Raw genomic sequence first — 16,954 nt, forward strand, 5'->3', positions numbered from 1 at the left:
GTTCCAAAAAAGCCGCTTATTCCGTAAGGAATAAGCGGCTTTTTATTTTTCTGGTTGTGACTATTAATGTGGTTTATTGTTAATTTAATATTAAATAACTAAAGAAAGTGCCTCAGTTATTTATTCCTGCCTAAGTCAGTTATACAGAACGCTATTTTGAAAAATACCCCTCTGGTGGTCTGGTAACGATCGATGGAGCAATATTAATAGCCTCTACCTATCCATTGCGACGGTTATGAAATAAAAAAACGATCAAACTCATAAAGTTAGCGGAATCGTTACCGATAACAGCGATCGTCTGAGAAATAATCACATCGATGGAGAAAATATGTTCTTACATGACGTAAAGATCGGCACGAAATTATTTCTGGCGTTTGGGTTCTTTATTGTCCTGATGGCCATCAGCGCGAACCTGTCTCTGATGAGCCTGAACCGGGCTAATAACGGGATGCAATCGATTATTACCAGTGATTATCCGACCACGGTAAAAGCGAACCAGTTAATCGATAACTTCCAGGAATTTATTAGCACTCAACAGCTGATGCTGCTGGACGAGCAGGGCACTTACACGGGGCAATCTCAGCAGCGCCTGAAAGAGATCAGCGAGCACATTACGGTGATCCTGGGCGAGCTGAACAACGCGTTGCAGGATCAAAAGTCTCAGCAGGTGCTGGCGGAAATCCGCAGCGTGCGCCAGCAGTATCTGGACTCGCGCTACCGCATTTTGCAGGCGGTGCAGAACAACAATCGTGCGGGTGCTATTCAGGAGATGACCACCACCACCCTCGCCGTGCAGCAGGCTTATAAAGCGAAGGTGAAGGAGCTGATTACCATTCAAAACAGCGAGATGCAAAGCGCTGGCGCGCAGGTGGAAGGGGATTTCAGGTCTAACCGTCTGCTGCTAATCCTGCTCACGCTCTTTAGCGTAGCGGCAGGCAGCATGATTGGCTGGTTTATCGTGCGCGCTATCACTCGTCCGCTCGGCGAGGCGGTGCATTTTGCAAAAGCCATTTCTGAGGGCGATCTGACGGGCAGCATCACGCCACACGGTAAAGACGAAACGGGTCTGCTGCTGCATGCGCTGATGGAGATGAAAACGCGGCTGCTGGACATCGTGCAGCAGGTGCAAACCGGCTCGGAGAATATCTCCAGCGCAGCCGCGCAGATTGTCGCCGGGAACCAGGATCTGGCCGCGCGCACGGAAGAGCAGGCAAGTTCTGTAGAACAGACCGCCGCCTCGATGGAGCAGATCACCGCGACGGTGAAAAATACCGCCTCGCATACCGGGGAAGCGACCAACCTCTCGGCGGATGCCGCCACGGTGGTTAAAAACAACGGCGAGATGATGAAGCAGGTGACCAGCAAAATGCGCCTGATTAACGAGACGTCGAACCGGATGTCCGACATTATCGACCTGATCGACGCCATTGCTTTCCAGACCAATATTCTGGCGCTGAACGCGGCGGTGGAAGCTGCACGCGCCGGCGAGCACGGTCGCGGCTTTGCGGTGGTGGCGGGTGAAGTTCGCCAGCTTGCCCAGAAGAGCGCGTCGTCTGCCAGCGAAATCCGCGAGCTGATTGAGAGCTCTACCAGCCAGACCCAGGACGGGATGAACCTGGTTGAAAAAGCGAGTGGGCTGATTAACGGGATGGTCGGTAACGTGGAGGAGATGGACGTGATCCTGCGCGAAATCCGCCAGGCAAGCCACGAGCAGACGGAAGGTATCTCGCAGATTAACAGCGCGATTGGCCTGATTGATGCTACCACCCAGCAGAACTCCGCGCTGGTCGAGGAGTCTGTGGCTGCAGCAGCATCCCTTAACGAACAGGCGATGCACCTGAAAGAGCTGGTACGCGTCTTCCGCGTGACCGAGCACGCTCCGGCTTAATCCAGCTGGGAGATCTCGAGCGCCGCGCGGTCAATCACGCCGATAATCTGCTTGAGCTGCGCGTCGCTGAGCTCTCCCTGATTCACCTTCAGGTCTAACACCGCTTTGAAGTTATCCAGCGCCCGCTTCATCTGCGGGTTTTTGCGCAGCTGAAAACCGACGGAACGCGCTTTAATACGTGCCTGTATCTGTTCCAGCTGCTCCCGGTTCTCGTCCAGCCAGCGTTGTCCTTCAGCGGTAATCCTAATCGTCTTACGACCGTTCTCTTCTTCCGTAATGGTGATAAACGACTGATCCTGAAGATAATCCAGGGTCGGGTAGATCACTCCGGGGCTCGGGGTGTAATTCCCCTGAGTCAGATTCTCGATCTCTTTGATCAGCTCGTAGCCGTGGCTCGCGCTGCGGGTCAGGATATCCAGAATCACCAGCCTCAGATCGCCGTGGCCGAAAAAGCGTGGTCGACGCCCGCCGCCCTCGTGTTCGTGTCGCATAGTAGCCCTCTCAATTTGATATATCTAAACTATATCTAAGATATATTCAGATGCAATCTAAAAGATCTTGCATTTTTCCTTATTAGTAATCATTATCATTTGAAAATTGATTTAGATATATCGTATTTATCAGAGAAGGGGCTAAAAATGGCATCTACGCGTTATCCACAGCGTGTTCGTAATGACCTGCGCTTTCGCGAGCTGACGGTGCTCCGCGTCGAGCGCGCCAGCGCGGGTTTCCAGCGCATTGTTTTAGGCGGCGAGGCGCTGGAGGGCTTTAGCTCCCGCGGTTTCGACGACCATACCAAAGTCTTTTTCCCGGCACCCGGGACGACGTTTACGCCGCCGGTGGTCACCGATGAAGGCATCGACTGGGGCGATGGCGTACGTCCTCAGGCGCGCGACTATACGCCTCTGTACGATGAGGAAAATCATGAGCTGGTACTCGATTTCTTCATTCATGATGGCGGCGTTGCCAGCTGCTGGGCGGTCGAGGCGAAAGCGGGGGACAGCCTGACCATCGGCGGCCCGCGCGGTTCGCTGGTGGTGCCTGAGGATTACGCCTGGCAGCTGTACGTGTGCGACGAGTCCGGTATGCCCGCGCTGCGTCGACGCTTAGAGAGCATTGCTAAACTGCCGGTTCGCCCGGAAATTCATGCGGTTGTGACGGTCGGAGACGACTCTTATAAGGCGTATCTGGCGCACCTGAGTGAATTCGACATCACCTGGGTGGTGGGCCACAGCGAGCAGGCGGTAGCGGACCATCTGACGGCGCTGACCGTCCCAGGGGAAGATTACTTCATCTGGCTGACCGGGGAAGGGAAGGTGGTGAAGACGCTCAGCCGTCAGTTTGAAACCGACGCGATTGACCCACAGCTGGTGCGTGCCAGCGCATACTGGCACGCCAAATAATCAGGCGGCGGAATCCAGCTGCGCTTCGCTCACCTGATGTTCGAGCGAGGCGCGGACCTCGTGAAGGGCTTTCTCCTGCTGAGCGAAGTACGCTTCCATATTGTTGAGCGACGAGACCAGAAGCCAGGACTCCTCTTTCTCCAGCTCTGCCAGCTCGTTCACTAAAATGTCGATTTGCTCGCGAACCTGCGCCATTTTTTTGCGGATACGTTCCAGATCGTTCAGCCTGTCGCTTGCCATCAATGGCTCAAAGCCCTGCTGCAGGCGGGCCACCAGTGAGCGAATGGTTTTAACGTCGCCACGCTGCTTCGCCTGGTTGAGCTGGACCATCATCGCGTTGGCTTCCTCTTTCAGGTCATCCGCCACCAGATCCGGGTGGCAGAGCTTGCTCGCCTGCCGCCAGAGGCGCTTCAGCTCGTTCCGATCCTCTTCCGAAAGGTCCTTACCCTTGCGCAGCCGCACTTCGGCATCGTGATGCTGCTCGCGATATTTCTCGTACTCTTCATTAGCGTCGTCGCGCGCCTGACGCGCAGGCTCCTCTTCGCGCGTTAAGCCGCTCTCCAGCTCCAGCGCTTCGGCCAGCAGGTTGGCGATGAGATTGCTTTGCTGCTCCAGATGTTTACGCGCCTCGGCTGCCTGCACGGAGTCGGCCGGGAGATCGCGCCAGCTCTGGGTGAGCGTCGTCAGCACCTCTACCGCCTGCGCCATATAGCGCTGGCAGCGACGGTAATCTTCCTCGCGACGACGCGCTTCCGCCTGCTGACGACGCAGGTTGAGCTCGGCCAGCGTTTTACGCAGGGCGAGGATCTGCTGCATCAGTGGTCCGAGGCGAGAAAAATAGAGATCGTTGAACTCATCAAGCTGTTGCACCCGGGCGTTGCGGCGGTCAATCAGATCGCGCAGACGCTCTTCCAGCGCCTTCAGCTCCAGCTTGCTGGCGGCCACCTGCGGATCGCGCCATTGGGTTACGGCGCACTGACCCTGCAGCCAGGCGGTAATGGCCGCCATCGCAGAGGTGTAGTTCTTCTCCTCAAGCGCCACGACGATTGCCTGTAGCTCATCGTCAAACGCTTCATTTTTCAGGCGTGTCAGCTGGCTCTGGATGATGTCGTCATCTTCCAGTTCAATGGCATTTTTAATGATTTCTAGCCGTTTGATCGGTGTGCTCATGATGCCTTTCGCTTTGGCGCTTAAGTATTTGAGTTAAGGTTAGTTGTTGTAAAAGCTACAGGAAATAATACACACGGATGATGATCGGCGCGATGGGGGATTTCTTTAGAATTTACAGAGTGTGAAGATGGGCGCTTAACAGAAGAATAAGAGAGTTGCTTTTTGAAGTTAAATATAATTCATTGAAATATAAGGAAATAATCTCTGAAGCAAGGCGGATCCCTACGCTAAATACGCAAGTAAAGGCATTACGATTCGGTAAAATATCTGTAGATTAGGCAGTGGGCCAGAGAGATGGATACCAGAGGGATTCTAGTTCCTTTCCGGGGGGGCGGGCAGTGTGGGGGTAAGAGAAGGAATACTCAGGCAGCAGGCAGGACAATCCTGGCCGTGAATACGGCTCGCGTAAAATTATCTGACTTCGCGTTAGATGCAGGCGTAGCTACACGCCGGTTGAGCATCTGTATATAGATTGAAGGCACATATCGTTTCTAACGAATTTTTGCTGGACATGCGTACGTGTTTTAACATGGTGAGATTGTCGCAGCTTTAAGATAGGGCCAACACCTGGAGAGTACGGGGTTGGCTTTTTTTGCGCGCGTCAGGGCTGTTGATTTCCCTGCTCCCATCAGAACCAACGATTATGTTTTACATAAAAATAGGTAACAATGATGATCCATGCAAAAGTAAGAAAACCAAAATAGTCAGGCAGGAAACGCGCGAATATATAAGCACCAGCAACGATGAGTGCTATAGGGATGTAATAAATATAAGACTGCAGAAACCATAATATTGCTCGTTTCATCTTTTTAATAACTCATATAAAGCATCGCCGATTATTTCCTCATTGTTCCCACCTGATTCAACTTGATAAATTATTTTTGTCATTTGTGGTTCAATAAGAAAGTAAAGCATCTCAAGATTCTGTTGGTACAAGGCCTGATAATATGCTGAATCCTGAAATTTGAGCTTATTAGCCGCTAATGCAGCCACCTGCGCTTTCGAATAGATTATGGCGCCGTTAACGTACATTGATGATAATGAATTGACCATTCTGATATGCGACTGATGAAAATCACCACTACTGATTATGAGCTTTGCAATAGTTAAGGACAGCGCTAGTTTGCTGGATTTTTCGGCGTACTCATAAGCCTTATCGCCTAGTTCCTTTTTAAGAAAGACAGCGAGATTGCTACTCTTTTGCTCTCCAAGTCGTTTAAGAGTTTTCCGAAAGTAAATCTCAACCATATCAAGAGCAACATCGTTTCGATTATAGATTTCAGCAAGTGCTAATGTTAGACGGCGGTCCTCATTTATTAGCTCGCGACAGGCATTGCGATAGTAATCGTCTGGTATCAAGCACGAGCCATAGTTGATTAAACGCTGTGTACCAAGCTTCAGATTTTCGATAGTGCTCATATTGGTGGCTTGGATTTCTCGCAATGCTTTGGTAAGCGCCAGAGCTAAATTCCTTTCTGATTGCAGCTTCATTTTTGCATAGCCGTCTGCCATTGTAATTTCCCTTGTTGTAACATGACCCTGTCAATAATTGATCATCATTGTCATAGGGGGCAAGGAAGATAATGAAAAAAAGCGGTAGAGTGACAATTTATGTTCTGGTAGTAATTATTTTCTTTCTAACTATTCCAGAGATCGTCGTTCGTGTACTCACTCCGGAGCAGTTTGCACGATTGAGTGATTTCACAAGCTTTGGTGGCTTGTTCAGTCATCTCCTTTCTTTACTAGTTTTCCTTGGCTTAGCTTCAATTCTCCTGGGCGTACTCGCCATTTTGGCAACGAAAAAAATTTACCGGCATTTCACTCGATACAAAAGCTAATCATAAAACTGACCCACAAGGTGGTCGTCGAGGCGAAGTTAAGCCTGTCCTGCTCTGCGTCATACAGTTGGGGTCTGGATTGGGAACGGGTTCAGTTAAGAAGTAGGGGGACGATAAAGGGCCGCTGTCAGTAACATAGAAAAAAGCCACTCGCTGGAGTGGCTTAATTATATGATTACAAAGCTAAAATTTGGTCGCCCCTGCTGGACTTGAACCAGCGACCAAGCGATTATGAGTTCCTGTCGAAACAACAGAAAATCAATGGTTTACCTTATTTATCATTGACATAGATTGCCACCATTTGCCAATGATATTCCATTATCCGCCATTTCTACCGCCACTTCATCGCCATTACTACGAGTGCTATCACTCATAGCCGTGTGAGTGCTGGTAGGGTCATTTTTTTAGTGTATACATCATGAACAAACTCTCGTAATGGGGCCAAATCAGTTTCAGATACATCGCGTGAAGAAAGGAATGCTTCAACAAAAGCCGGACCATGTAATCCTGTTTCTGCACTAAAATTTTCAACCTCCCCAACGGGAATTAAAAATATACCCAATGACTTTAATTTTTCATTTAGTTCTTTGTATACATCACGTATTTTGCCTCTTGGCAAACCATAAAACCCATTGGCTTTTACATTGCTCCATGGCTTTTTATTTTTAAATTGTTCTTCTACTATACTTTTTGATAGTTTATCAGGAGCGGTTGACTCGATGAAACTCATCAGATTTTTCTTAAATACATCAGGAGCGATAGGTTTGAAATCTTGTATTACCTCAGCGTTAATTCTTTTCCATAGTTCAAGTATTTCACTTTTAAGTGAGTCATTACACCCAAAAGAATCTAAGGTTTTTGACAGTGTGTTTCTTTCGGATATTAAATCAAAATCAAAAATGGCCTTTACCGGAACACCTGAAGGCCTTAACGCTTCAACAATTCCTGGAATAGCATGTTTGCCACCTGTGGGGACATAACAGGTATCTGGGTAAATATGAGCGCTGTTATTCTTTAAATGATCTGCTACAAAGTTAAATAAACGACAATCACTATCATCTTCGCATATTATAACTTGCTCATGAAATAGAGAATCTAAGGCATTGGAATATCGTAGAACTGGTTTTGACCATAATAACTCAACGGATTTCTTGTCTATTTCATGAACGACGTTTTTGTCATCTTCTCGTTGAATTCTTAGTATCTTAATATTCCCTTTAGTGCCTTCTAAGAAGCCCCTTAAAATATCACTACTGTGTGTTGCAACAAAAAGTTGACCTGATACTTCTGAAGATAAAGTTTCGCCAAGCAATCTCATCTGTGGAGGGTGAAGAAAAGCCTCAGGTTCATCAATCATGATGATGTCAAGCTTTTGGACAATACACTCAAATAGTATCCCAGCATAACTTTTTACACCATCGCCTTGTTTGTCAAGTAACGGGTTTTGAGTTGCTAATTCAACATATTCATCACTAACCCTGTCTGCCGGTAAATTTTCCTGAGGAAGATTACCAACATGGATTGGCAAAACACTTCCTCCACGGTAATTAAAAATTATGTCTTTATTAAATGCTCTTTTGAATAAGGAGCTAATATGGCTCATTAATTGACTGTTTTCGTATAATATATGCTGAGGGCGTGTTTTGGGTTCATCTGAACGTATGCTGTTTTGTTGGTTGCAAATACTCAATCTATCATTAGCGGTTATGTTTTTCATGAAAACTGGAGATATGTTTGTTAGTTTTCCGCCACTATCCCATGAATAAAGCCATGAGTGATGTATTGATTGAGCACCATAGTAGTAGTTGTCATTTTTAAATCTACCGCCGCTTTTAAGCATTTGTATAAGATCTTCTTTGGTACCTGTTTTGTGCAGAACTAAATGCTTGATAACTTGGCCACTATCAGTTCCATCAGATGAGCTTATATCAATCATCTCTCGTAGTGTTTGAGATTTCCCACTATTGTTTGGTCCAACGATGATTATTTTTTCATTTTCGTTGAAAGAGATTGTTTGCCCATCAGAAAATGTTATTCCAGAAATATGAACTTTAGGCTTTATAGTCATGAATATTTACCTCTGAATATTGTTGATAGGATTTAATCTAACAGCATCTTCTAAATGATCTGGAGCAAAATGTGAATACCGCATCGTCATTTTTATGTCGGTATGGCCTAGCACGCGCTGCAAGACCAAAATATTACCACCATTCATCATAAAGTGGCTGGCAAAGGTGTGACGCAAAACGTGGGTAAGTTGCCATGCCGGTAATTCGATGCCTGTTCTTTCCAGCGCAGACCGGAACGCGCCATAGCAATCATTAAACAACCGACCTTTTTTATCATCAGGTAGAGAGTCATCAAGCTCTTTGCTAATAGAAACAGTGCGGTTTTTTCTGCCTTTCGTGTTGGTATATGTGATTTTGTATTTCGCGAGCGGGCTTTTTCTCTGTCTCTCGGCCTCAGACCACCGTGTGCCAGTGGCGAGACAGATTCTTGCCACGGTTTCTAAATCAAGGTGGTCATGCCGTTTGCACTTTCCTAAAAGTAGCGATATTTGGTCGTGAGTTAGCCATTCCATTTCCATTTCTTTTGTGCGGAATGGGCGCATGTATTTCAGTGGGTTTTCACCCTTCCATTCTCTAGGGCGTTTTAGCTCATTGAACACCGCCCGGAAGTAGGCCAACTCAAAATTAAGCGTGCAATGCGACACTTCTTTAACCCTGTTTGAACGCGCATACTCACCTTTTAACCGTTTTTCTCGGTAGCGGGAAAATGCCTGCGCATCGAAATCGCGTGCGAGTGGTTCGCCCATACACTCAAAAGCATGGTGCATGGCTAACTGGCGTTTTAAGCCATCTTTTAAGGTAATGCCACGAGCGCTATACCATGAATCAACCAGCTTTTTTAAAGTGCGCCTGTCTTCCTTTTCTTCCTGCCACGGGTTTTGGACGGTGTACTGTTCAAACGCCAGCGCTTCGCCTTTGGTGACGAATTTCTTTCTGATACGTTTGCCTTTTGCACCGTCTGGTAAGTGCTCGCAAATCCAACCGCCGGTAGGATTCTCACGACCCACCCTCAATTAACCTCGCTGTAAATCCCCACCACGCGACCCACCGTTTTTATCTCGTCGATACCGCACTCAAACGGAACCTTGCCGCCCGCCACGTGGAGTTTTTTACCCGGCAGCAGCGTGAGGTCGCGGATGCTGGCAGTACCTTCAATCTCAACCAGCCACAGGCCGTCGGTTAACGATGCTTCTTTTTCAATAAAGTGCAGCTTTCCCTCCGCCCGAACGGCGATGCCGCGAGCCAGCGGTTTGCTAAAGAAACCAGAGTCAATACTCAAAGTGGTATTTTCTTCCAGCCTTCCATCACTCAGTGTGAATTTGGAAACCGAAACCGGATCGCCCGGCGCGGGGTGACCTTCAAACTGCGCACCTTGTCCGGTCATCAGCCAGCGAAGGCTGGCGCCGGTGTCCAGCGCGCACTGAACCGCAAAGTCATAAGAGACGGTGCCGCGCGCGTAGCGGTTCTGAAGCGAGCTGGCGGCGATATTAAAGTGCCGGGCCAGCTGGATTTTCTGCGTGAAACCATATACCTGACAGATTCTATCGAGTAACTCTTCATTATTCACTTGAGAATCTAAAATCAAAATATATTCCTTTGGGTGTTTACTAATACTCATTTGGGTATTAGTATCATTACAAATTCGGGCAATCAGCGGCAGACGTTGGCAAACAGAGGCTAGTGATTGCAGACATTATCAAAATGGGAATCATGCAGCATGGCATCTGAAATCGCAATCATCAAACGGCGGAAAAAACCGTGCTCTGCCCGATTTCAGCGCACTAGCATGCGTGAATTTACGCGAGGGGAGATATGGCGATAGAAGCTGCCCGTGCAAGGGTTCCACTTAGCGTGGGGGCGCGCCTTAGCGGCCTTAACCACGTCGCTGAACTTCGCGCCCGATACGGGAGCGATAGCGGAAAAGAGCTGGCGCGGTTTATGGCCGAAATGCGCGATAAGCGCGATCCCTGTTTTGAGGAGAACAGCAGGGCGCTGGCCGCTCTCTTTTTCCTGGCGAGATTGCCCGTCGCCCGTCATGAGTGCGAGCTCGGTGAGCTAACCACAGAGGAGAAAAGGGCGCTGATTAACGCCATGAATCATTTTCGTGCTGTCGTGAGTTTATTTCCTGAACGGCTGACCATGCCGATCTAACCCAACCAGAAACCTAATGGCGTAAACCCGCCGGGCACCCTGTTGCCTGAATTTAAGGAGAACGCGTGATGCGAAACAGTGAAAACCGCCCTTATCCAACCGGAAGTGAAGAACTGAAGCGCTTGTTGGCAGAGGCAAAAACAGAGGAACGATGCGCGCGAGCTCTCGCGGTCTCCCTTCGTCTGGAGGCCCTGGCGAGCCATATCTACAAAACCGGCATGAGCGGAGAAGATGTTGCCGAACTGCTGTGCCATGAGGCGGCCCGCTACGAGCGCGAATCCCAGGAGCTGCACTGATGGCCGATTTTATCGATCTTGCGCAGGCGCGCGAGCAGGAAGACAGAGAGCGGTACATTAATCGCGCCCGCAGACGACCCGTATCGCCTTCGCGTTTCCTCTGCGAGAACTGCGAGGCGCCGATACCGGAGGCGCGCCGAATAGCGGTGCCCGGCGTAGCCCTGTGCGTAACCTGCCAGGAGATTGCAGAGATGAAAAATAAGCACGTCCGGGGAGGATAAGTTGGCTACGTCATTTGCTTATCCGTGGAATGCCCCACGGTTGGCCATTGCCAGCCCTTATCTCACCCATGCCCAACAGCAGCGCCGCGATCGCCTTTTCGCGGCGCTGCAGCAGGCAAGAATTTCCCTCTCACAGCAGCCTGACTGCGTACGCTTCGAAATTTGGCGCACGGTTGACGCCCTCGAACAGCATCGGGGCAGCCCGCAGGCTAACGCCTTTTTGATCCGCTTCTGCAAAAGGATGTTACCTCGCCTGCGGCGGGTCTCTGATCGCTATGCCTGCACAGGCCTGCACGACGAGGTCTCCAGGGCCGTGTTCGACGGCCATTTCGACACTCAGCTTCTGCAATACCTCGCCTCGCGGATGGTCGAACTGGTTGCCCGCTATAACCGCCTTCCGGATATGTCCCGCGCGGACATCGACCTGCTGGCCGCAGATATCGCCAGCTTTATTCGCGGCGAGCTGGCGAATATTAACGATGCTGAAATGGGCGAATACCAGACGCTGTACGTCTGGTATCAGCGCGCAGGACTGATCGCCCGGCAGTTCAACGTGTCGCCTCCGCACTGGGAGCGGGTGTCGAAGACGTTTTTCAACAAAGAAGACGTTGCCGCGGCGGTGATCCGCATGTTTTCCGAGGCGTGGTGGCGCGGGCGCCTGCGTCGGGTCGCGGCTGCCTGGCGCGAGCATCTGCAGATTGCCCTCGGCAACGTCAGCAAACGGAGAGCGGCGTATGCGAGCAAACGCTGCGTGACCGAGTGGCGCGAGCAGAAGCGCCGCACGCGCGAATTTCTCAAGGGCATGGAGCTGGAAGATGAAGAGGGCAACCGCATCAGCCTGATTGAAAAATACGACATCTCGGTGGCCAACCCGGCGATACGTCGCTGTGAACTGATGACCCGTATCCGCGGGTTTGAAAATATCTGTGAGGCGCTGGGCTACGTGGGCGAGTTCTATACCTTAACCGCGCCCGCGCAGTATCACGCGACGCTGAAATCAGGCTTCCCCAACGCGAAGTGGAACGGGGCCAGCCCGGCGGAGACGCAAATCTACTTTACCCGTCTCTGGGCGCGTATCCGCGCAAAGCTCCACCGGGACGGGCGCCGTATCTTTGGTATCCGCGTTGCGGAACCCCATCACGACGGTACGCCCCACTGGCACATGCTGATGTTTATGCTGCCGGAAGACGTCGAATGCGTTCGCCGGATTATCGGGGATTACGCCCGGCAGGAGGATGCCGTTGAGCTGCAGAGCGAAAGCGCCAGACAGGCGCGCTTTCACGCGGACGCGATCGATCCTCAGAAAGGCAGCGCTACCGGCTATATCGCCAAATACATCTCAAAGAATATCGACGGCTATGCGCTCGATGGCGAGACCGATAACGAAAGCGGCGGGCTGCTAAAGGAGACAGCGTCCGCCGTGTCGGCCTGGGCGGGACGCTGGCACATTCGCCAGTTTCAGTTCATCGGCGGCGCGCCGGTAACGGTCTACCGCGAGCTGCGACGTCTGGCGGATACCGATGCCGCGCGCGGTCTGAGCGTTGAGTTTGCTGCCGTCCATGAAGCTGCCGACGCCGGGGACTGGGCGGGTTACGTCTCTGCGCAGGGCGGGCCGTTTGTGCGTCGCGATGATTTACAGGTGCGCATGCTTTATGAGTTGCGCGCCGGGTTTAACCAGTACGGCGAGGAAACGGTCCGCATCCGCGGCGTGTACGATTCCGCCGTTGGCGCGGGCAGCCCGATTGTAACCCGACTCACGCAGTGGAAAATTGTCCCCAAGCGGGCCCTGGAGCCTGAGGATGCTTCTGCGCCTTCTCGGAGTTCTGTCAATAACTGTACGCTGACCGATCTTTCTCAATCTCTTAACCGGCGTGCGAGGCGGGCGTTAACCGAACGCATCAAATTCATCCGCCCTGGCGCTACAGCGTCCGTCGTCTACGCGAGCGACCCGCAGAACGGGGTACCGGAGAAGGTGATCGATGAGATAGGGCTCGCTACAGGGATAACCATCAGCCGGGCAGAAGCCCTGCATCTGATGGCGGGAGGCATCAGCCGCTTTAAGGATAAATGGTGCAGGGGCGCAGCTGACGGATCGCTATTTCCGGCACCGTGTTCTTACCAGCAAAAGGCGCGGAAAATCCTTGAACGTATTGGGTATTTAACGGATCGCTTCGCTCAGAGAACCCGCTAATCTCCATCCATATCATGTACATACCGTGAAGGGTTCTGATTTTTCGCTTCACTCTTTTTATGAATACGTGCTACTGTATGTTTATACAGTATCTCGTGGTGGAGGTTGTGTGGACAGAGAGTTGAACGAGCAGGTCATGATTGAACGAGTCGAGCTGATTGCGCGACTGACGACGGAAGGAACGTGTCAGGAAAGAGATCGTGAGATTGCCCTGAATTTGATTGCTGAGATTGCGCGGGGAAATTTAATCAAGAATAACGCATTTACCGTTGTGTTCTCAGCATCGCCTGTTCCGGAACGAATTAAAAAAGAGGGCAACGTTCGGGTGAACATTACTCTCGATAAAGATCAGCAGATTGGCCATGCCGTCGTTGAGGCCTTTCAGTGCGAACTGACCCGCAGAATACGCTCCCTGTTTCCGTCATCGCGGGTGAACGTGAAAATCGGATCGGTGACGGGGGTCGAGCTCCAGGGGCTTGAAAAAGAAGCCGATCGCGAGGCGCTGGACGCTATCCTCCGGGAAGTCTGGGAAGACGAGAGCTGGCGCTAGCCCAGCGTTATTACCCGAACGCCACACCCTCATTCAGATTTTGCGCTTTCGTTGACCCACGCTTCGCTGCGCGCGGACGATCTGTTGTGCCCGCGATTGTCCATCTCTCAGCGATAGCGAAAAGCCTGCTGGCCCGGGAAACTCTACAGTACCTGGAAACCGGATGTTGGGAGCGTCTGATGAAAATCTATGCAATGCAGGGGGACACGCTTGATGCCGTTTGCGCCCGCTTTTATGGGCGCACGGCCGGCGTCGTTGAAGCCGTTCTGAAGGCCAATCCTGGCCTCGCGGAGTTAGGCGTTATCTTGCCTCACGGCACGCCGGTAGAGATGCCGGAGGTAAATAGCGCCCCCACAAAAGAATCCATAAACCTATGGGACTGAGCCTGGAGAAAATCACCACGTTTATCGCCTACTGGCTGGCCGTGGCGCTGGCCTGGTTCGGGGCGATGTCTCCTGAAAAAGTCGCGCTGTACGTGGGGAGTCTGTGCGCCATTTTTACCGCATTAACGAATTACTGGTTTAAGCGAAAAACCTGGCGCTATCTCCAGTCTCTTGGCCTCGATAAGAAGAGCATTCGTGAACTCAATCATTAAGCGTTGCAGCGTCGCCGGCGTGCTGGCCCTGGCGGTGCTGATGCCTGACTTTCGATTACTGAAAACGTCCCCGGAAGGATTGGCGTTGATTGCCGATCTCGAAGGATGTCGCCTCTCACCCTACCGGTGTAGCGCCGGCGTATGGACGTCCGGCATTGGCCACACGGCAAACGTTTTGCCGACGCGGGACATTACCGAGCGTGAGGCTGCGGTAAATCTGGTCGCTGATGTGCTCAACGTTGAGCGGCGTCTGAAGGCGTGTGCGCCGGTGGAGATGCCGCCCCGGGTCTATGACGCGCTGGTGAGTTTTACCTTTAATGTCGGCGCAGGCGCTGCCTGCCGTTCGACGCTGGTGTCCTTTATCAAACGTAAACAGTGGCTGCAGGCATGCGGGCAGCTTACCCGCTGGGTGTACGTTAACGGCGTCAAAAATGCCGGCCTGGAAAACCGTCGCGTCCGCGAGAAGGCCTGGTGCATGAAGGGGCTGCCATGAGAACGCTCATGCTGGCGCTGGCCGGGCTGCTGGCCATCGCGCTGTGGCTTCGTCATGACAACCTGAACCTGTCCCGTTCCTTAGCTACGGCCAATCGGGTCGCCAGCGAGCAAAAAACGGCCCTCGCCACGCTTAACCAGCAGCTGTCCCTGTCGCAGCGGATGGCCAGAGCAAATGAAAACGCCCAGGTCAGGCTCCGTGAGGAGCTTGTCACTGCGGGCGAGGAGAGAGCAAGACGGGAAGCGACTATCGGGAGATTACTCAATGAAAATGAAGCGTTACGCCGCTGGTATACCGCTCAGCTGCCTGATGCTGTCCGCAGGTTGCACACCCGCACCGCCTGCGCCTCCGCAGCCCATTGTTTACAACGCCTGCCCGAAGGTGAGCCGCTGCCCGATGCCGGGAAGCGAACCCGCCACTAACGGCGATCTCAGCGCGGATATTCGCAGGCTGGAATACGCCCTTATCGCCTGCGCGCTGCAGGTTGAAACCATTAAAGACTGTCAGGATAAACTCGATGCACAAACTCAAGAGCCTGCGTCAGGCATTAATTGACGCGATCCCCCAACTGAATGCCAACCCGGAGCGCCTGCAGATGTCGGTCGGAGGCGGTAATATTGACGCCCGACTGGCCTCCTCGCTCTCCTTTGAAAAGCGGTATGCGCTGAGCGCGAAGGTCAGCGGCTTCACCGGCGACAGCGAGGGATTTTTCGTCCCGGTGCTGTCCTGGCTTCGAGAAAACCAGCCGGATATTTTTACCCTCGATGAAGGACGCAAAAACGGTTATACCTTCGCGATCGTCTTAAACGATGACGATACGATGGATATCACCATCAGCGTGCAATTAACCGAGCGTATTCTTGTTTCCCAGGAGCAGGGCGCTCTCCACGCGACGTATTCCCCCGAGCCGCCGTTGCCGGAGCCCGTCACGCGTCCGAAAGAGTTGTATATTAACGGCGAGCTCGTCAGCCAGTGGGAGGACTAATTTCCCCGCGCTGAAGGCCGCCTGGCGCCTGCTGTCTGGAACGCTTGTTGTATCATCCCGCAGAAAACCCCGTCTCGTTGCTGCCGTTCCTCCTGAACGGCATTCTCTTCTCATGAATACATTAACTTCCATGAACGGCATCGCTCGCGCGATCCGCAATCTTATTCGTATCGGTGTTGTGACCGATGTTGACCTCAACAGAGGGCTTTGTCGTGTCCAGACCGGCGGGATGAAAACCACCTGGCTGAACTGGCTCACCTGTCGCGCGGGACGTTCGCGCGTGTGGTGGGCCCCTTCCGAGGGGGAACAGGTACTGCTGCTGGCCATCGGCGGCGAGCTTGATACCGCCTTTGTGCTGCCCGGCATTTTCTCTGACGACCATCCTGCGCCGTCCGGGTCACCTGATGCGTTCCACGTCTCGTTTCCTGACGGGGCGGTCATCGAGTACGAACCTGGTCGCGGGGCGCTGACGGTTGCAGGCATTAAAACGGCCGACATTACCGCCTCTGAATCGCTGACCGCCACCGTGCCGGAGGTGAGGGTGACGTCAACGTCCCGCATCACGCTGGATACGCCTGAAGTGGTGTGTACCAACAGGTTAATTACCGCCTCTCTTGAAGTGCAGAAGGGCGGCGTGATGGCCGGAAATATTGAGCATTCCGGCGGCAAATTCACCTCCAACGGGGTGCAGGTGGATAACCACGCGCACGGCAGTGTGCAAAGCGGCGGAAGCTGGACTAAGGGGACACAATGACGGTGCGTTACAGGGGAATGAACAGGCAGACCGGGCTTAGTATTTCAGAGGCTGAACACATCCGGCAAAGCGTGCGCGACATTCTGGTTACGCCGATTGGCTCGCGGGTCATGCGCCGGGATTACGGCTCGCTGCTGGCGGCGATGATCGACAGGCCGCAGAGCCCGGCACTGCGTCTGCAAATCATGGCCGCCTGTTATTCCGCCATCCAGAAATGGGAGCCGCGAATAAGCCTGACGGCCATCACTTTCGAGCGTTCGGAAAACGACGGGACGTTGTATGTCGATATCACCGGCACGCGCCCGACATCCGGACAATCCTTTTCTATCACCATTTCACTGAGTTAAACG

General features: G+C 52.2%; 22 protein-coding genes. 16 read left to right on the top strand and 6 right to left on the bottom strand.

From position 1 onward, the window contains the following. Positions 1–328: 328 nt before the first annotated feature. Positions 329–1,888, top strand: a complete 1,560-nt coding sequence (locus LA04_RS19085; RefSeq protein ID WP_047652770.1) for a methyl-accepting chemotaxis protein — start codon at positions 329–331, stop codon at positions 1,886–1,888. On the opposite strand, the gene LA04_RS19090 is transcribed toward LA04_RS19085, so the two are convergent. Continuing rightward, positions 1,885–2,379 (bottom strand): PadR family transcriptional regulator, encoded by a 495-nt coding sequence (locus LA04_RS19090; protein ID WP_047652771.1) that lies wholly within the window; start codon positions 2,377–2,379, stop codon positions 1,885–1,887. The genes LA04_RS19085 and LA04_RS19090 overlap by 4 nt on opposite strands. Before the next feature lie 147 nt (positions 2,380–2,526). Here LA04_RS19090 and LA04_RS19095 point away from each other — a divergent pair, with 147 nt between their 5' ends. After that, complete coding sequence (locus LA04_RS19095; RefSeq protein WP_047652772.1) at positions 2,527–3,291, top strand: siderophore-interacting protein; 765 nt, start codon at positions 2,527–2,529, stop codon at positions 3,289–3,291. Here the strand turns inward: LA04_RS19095 and LA04_RS19100 are convergent, their stop codons facing one another. Both LA04_RS19100 and LA04_RS19105 read right to left on the bottom strand, forming a co-directional pair. Beyond that, the gene (locus LA04_RS19100) at positions 3,292–4,461 is read right to left on the bottom strand and encodes a DNA repair protein (RefSeq protein ID WP_047652773.1); all 1,170 of its coding nucleotides are present in this window, start codon (positions 4,459–4,461) and stop codon (positions 3,292–3,294) included. A gap of 801 nt (positions 4,462–5,262) precedes the next feature. After that, complete coding sequence (locus LA04_RS19105) at positions 5,263–5,973, bottom strand: hypothetical protein (RefSeq protein ID WP_047652774.1); 711 nt, start codon at positions 5,971–5,973, stop codon at positions 5,263–5,265. Between the two features lie 71 nt (positions 5,974–6,044). On the opposite strand from LA04_RS19105, the gene LA04_RS19110 reads away from it, so the two are divergent. Continuing rightward, a complete protein-coding gene (locus LA04_RS19110) occupies positions 6,045–6,299 on the top strand; it encodes a hypothetical protein (RefSeq protein ID WP_047652775.1) in 255 nt (84 codons plus the stop codon). 370 nt (positions 6,300–6,669) lie between these two features. Here the strand turns inward: LA04_RS19110 and LA04_RS19115 are convergent, their stop codons facing one another. The 3 genes from LA04_RS19115 to LA04_RS19125 are packed head-to-tail and all read right to left on the bottom strand — an operon-like array spanning position 6,670 to position 9,953. Further along, a complete protein-coding gene (locus tag LA04_RS19115) occupies positions 6,670–8,367 on the bottom strand; it encodes an ATP-dependent nuclease (RefSeq protein ID WP_047652776.1) in 1,698 nt (565 codons plus the stop codon). 6 nt (positions 8,368–8,373) lie between these two features. Further along, positions 8,374–9,375 (bottom strand): phage integrase, encoded by a 1,002-nt coding sequence (locus LA04_RS19120; RefSeq protein WP_052119563.1) that lies wholly within the window; start codon positions 9,373–9,375, stop codon positions 8,374–8,376. 2 nt (positions 9,376–9,377) lie between these two features. Further along, positions 9,378–9,953, bottom strand: coding sequence for a phage repressor protein CI (locus tag LA04_RS19125; RefSeq protein WP_047652777.1), 576 nt, complete (start codon positions 9,951–9,953; stop codon positions 9,378–9,380). A 227-nt stretch (positions 9,954–10,180) separates the two neighbouring features. Here LA04_RS19125 and LA04_RS19130 point away from each other — a divergent pair, with 227 nt between their 5' ends. The 13 genes from LA04_RS19130 (at position 10,181) to LA04_RS19185 (ending at position 16,951) form a co-directional block, all read left to right on the top strand. Beyond that, positions 10,181–10,519: a DUF5347 domain-containing protein gene (locus tag LA04_RS19130; RefSeq protein WP_047652778.1), complete on the top strand. Its 339-nt coding sequence runs from the start codon at positions 10,181–10,183 to the stop codon at positions 10,517–10,519. A gap of 68 nt (positions 10,520–10,587) precedes the next feature. Next, entirely contained in the window at positions 10,588–10,815 is a 228-nt protein-coding gene (locus tag LA04_RS19135) for a DUF2732 family protein (protein ID WP_029741400.1), read from the top strand. Beyond that, on the top strand, positions 10,815–11,036 hold the full coding sequence (locus LA04_RS19140; RefSeq protein ID WP_047652779.1) for a TraR/DksA family transcriptional regulator: 222 nt from the start codon (positions 10,815–10,817) through the stop codon (positions 11,034–11,036). The genes LA04_RS19135 and LA04_RS19140 overlap by 1 nt, the downstream gene beginning before the upstream one ends. A gap of 1 nt (position 11,037) precedes the next feature. Then, the gene (locus LA04_RS19145; RefSeq protein WP_047652780.1) at positions 11,038–13,227 is read left to right on the top strand and encodes a replication endonuclease; all 2,190 of its coding nucleotides are present in this window, start codon (positions 11,038–11,040) and stop codon (positions 13,225–13,227) included. A gap of 109 nt (positions 13,228–13,336) precedes the next feature. Next, the gene (locus LA04_RS24165; protein WP_029741403.1) at positions 13,337–13,777 is read left to right on the top strand and encodes a DinI-like family protein; all 441 of its coding nucleotides are present in this window, start codon (positions 13,337–13,339) and stop codon (positions 13,775–13,777) included. A 179-nt stretch (positions 13,778–13,956) separates the two neighbouring features. Next, positions 13,957–14,160, top strand: coding sequence for a tail protein X (locus LA04_RS19155; RefSeq protein WP_047652781.1), 204 nt, complete (start codon positions 13,957–13,959; stop codon positions 14,158–14,160). After that, positions 14,151–14,372, top strand: coding sequence for an HP1 family phage holin (locus tag LA04_RS19160; protein WP_029741404.1), 222 nt, complete (start codon positions 14,151–14,153; stop codon positions 14,370–14,372). The genes LA04_RS19155 and LA04_RS19160 overlap by 10 nt, the downstream gene beginning before the upstream one ends. Continuing rightward, complete coding sequence (locus LA04_RS19165; RefSeq protein ID WP_047652782.1) at positions 14,356–14,865, top strand: lysozyme; 510 nt, start codon at positions 14,356–14,358, stop codon at positions 14,863–14,865. The genes LA04_RS19160 and LA04_RS19165 overlap by 17 nt, the downstream gene beginning before the upstream one ends. Beyond that, positions 14,862–15,287 (top strand): Rz-like lysis system protein LysB, encoded by a 426-nt coding sequence (gene lysB, locus LA04_RS19170; RefSeq protein WP_047652783.1) that lies wholly within the window; start codon positions 14,862–14,864, stop codon positions 15,285–15,287. Before LA04_RS19165 ends, lysB begins: the two co-directional genes overlap by 4 nt. Continuing rightward, positions 15,175–15,420, top strand: a complete 246-nt coding sequence (gene lysC, locus LA04_RS25085) for an Rz1-like lysis system protein LysC (RefSeq protein ID WP_229226321.1) — start codon at positions 15,175–15,177, stop codon at positions 15,418–15,420. Before lysB ends, lysC begins: the two co-directional genes overlap by 113 nt. Continuing rightward, positions 15,383–15,850: a phage tail protein gene (locus LA04_RS19175; RefSeq protein ID WP_047652784.1), complete on the top strand. Its 468-nt coding sequence runs from the start codon at positions 15,383–15,385 to the stop codon at positions 15,848–15,850. Before lysC ends, LA04_RS19175 begins: the two co-directional genes overlap by 38 nt. Before the next feature lie 112 nt (positions 15,851–15,962). After that, positions 15,963–16,604 carry a phage baseplate assembly protein V gene (locus tag LA04_RS19180; protein WP_032645069.1) on the top strand — a complete coding sequence of 214 codons (642 nt, stop codon included), beginning with the start codon at positions 15,963–15,965 and terminating at the stop codon, positions 16,602–16,604. Continuing rightward, complete coding sequence (locus LA04_RS19185; RefSeq protein ID WP_023309241.1) at positions 16,601–16,951, top strand: GPW/gp25 family protein; 351 nt, start codon at positions 16,601–16,603, stop codon at positions 16,949–16,951. The genes LA04_RS19180 and LA04_RS19185 overlap by 4 nt, the downstream gene beginning before the upstream one ends. The last annotated feature ends 3 nt before the right edge of the window (positions 16,952–16,954 follow it).

Source organism: Enterobacter sp. UCD-UG_FMILLET (assembly GCF_000762975.1).
Taxonomy (GTDB): Bacteria; Pseudomonadota; Gammaproteobacteria; order Enterobacterales; family Enterobacteriaceae; genus Enterobacter; species Enterobacter dykesii.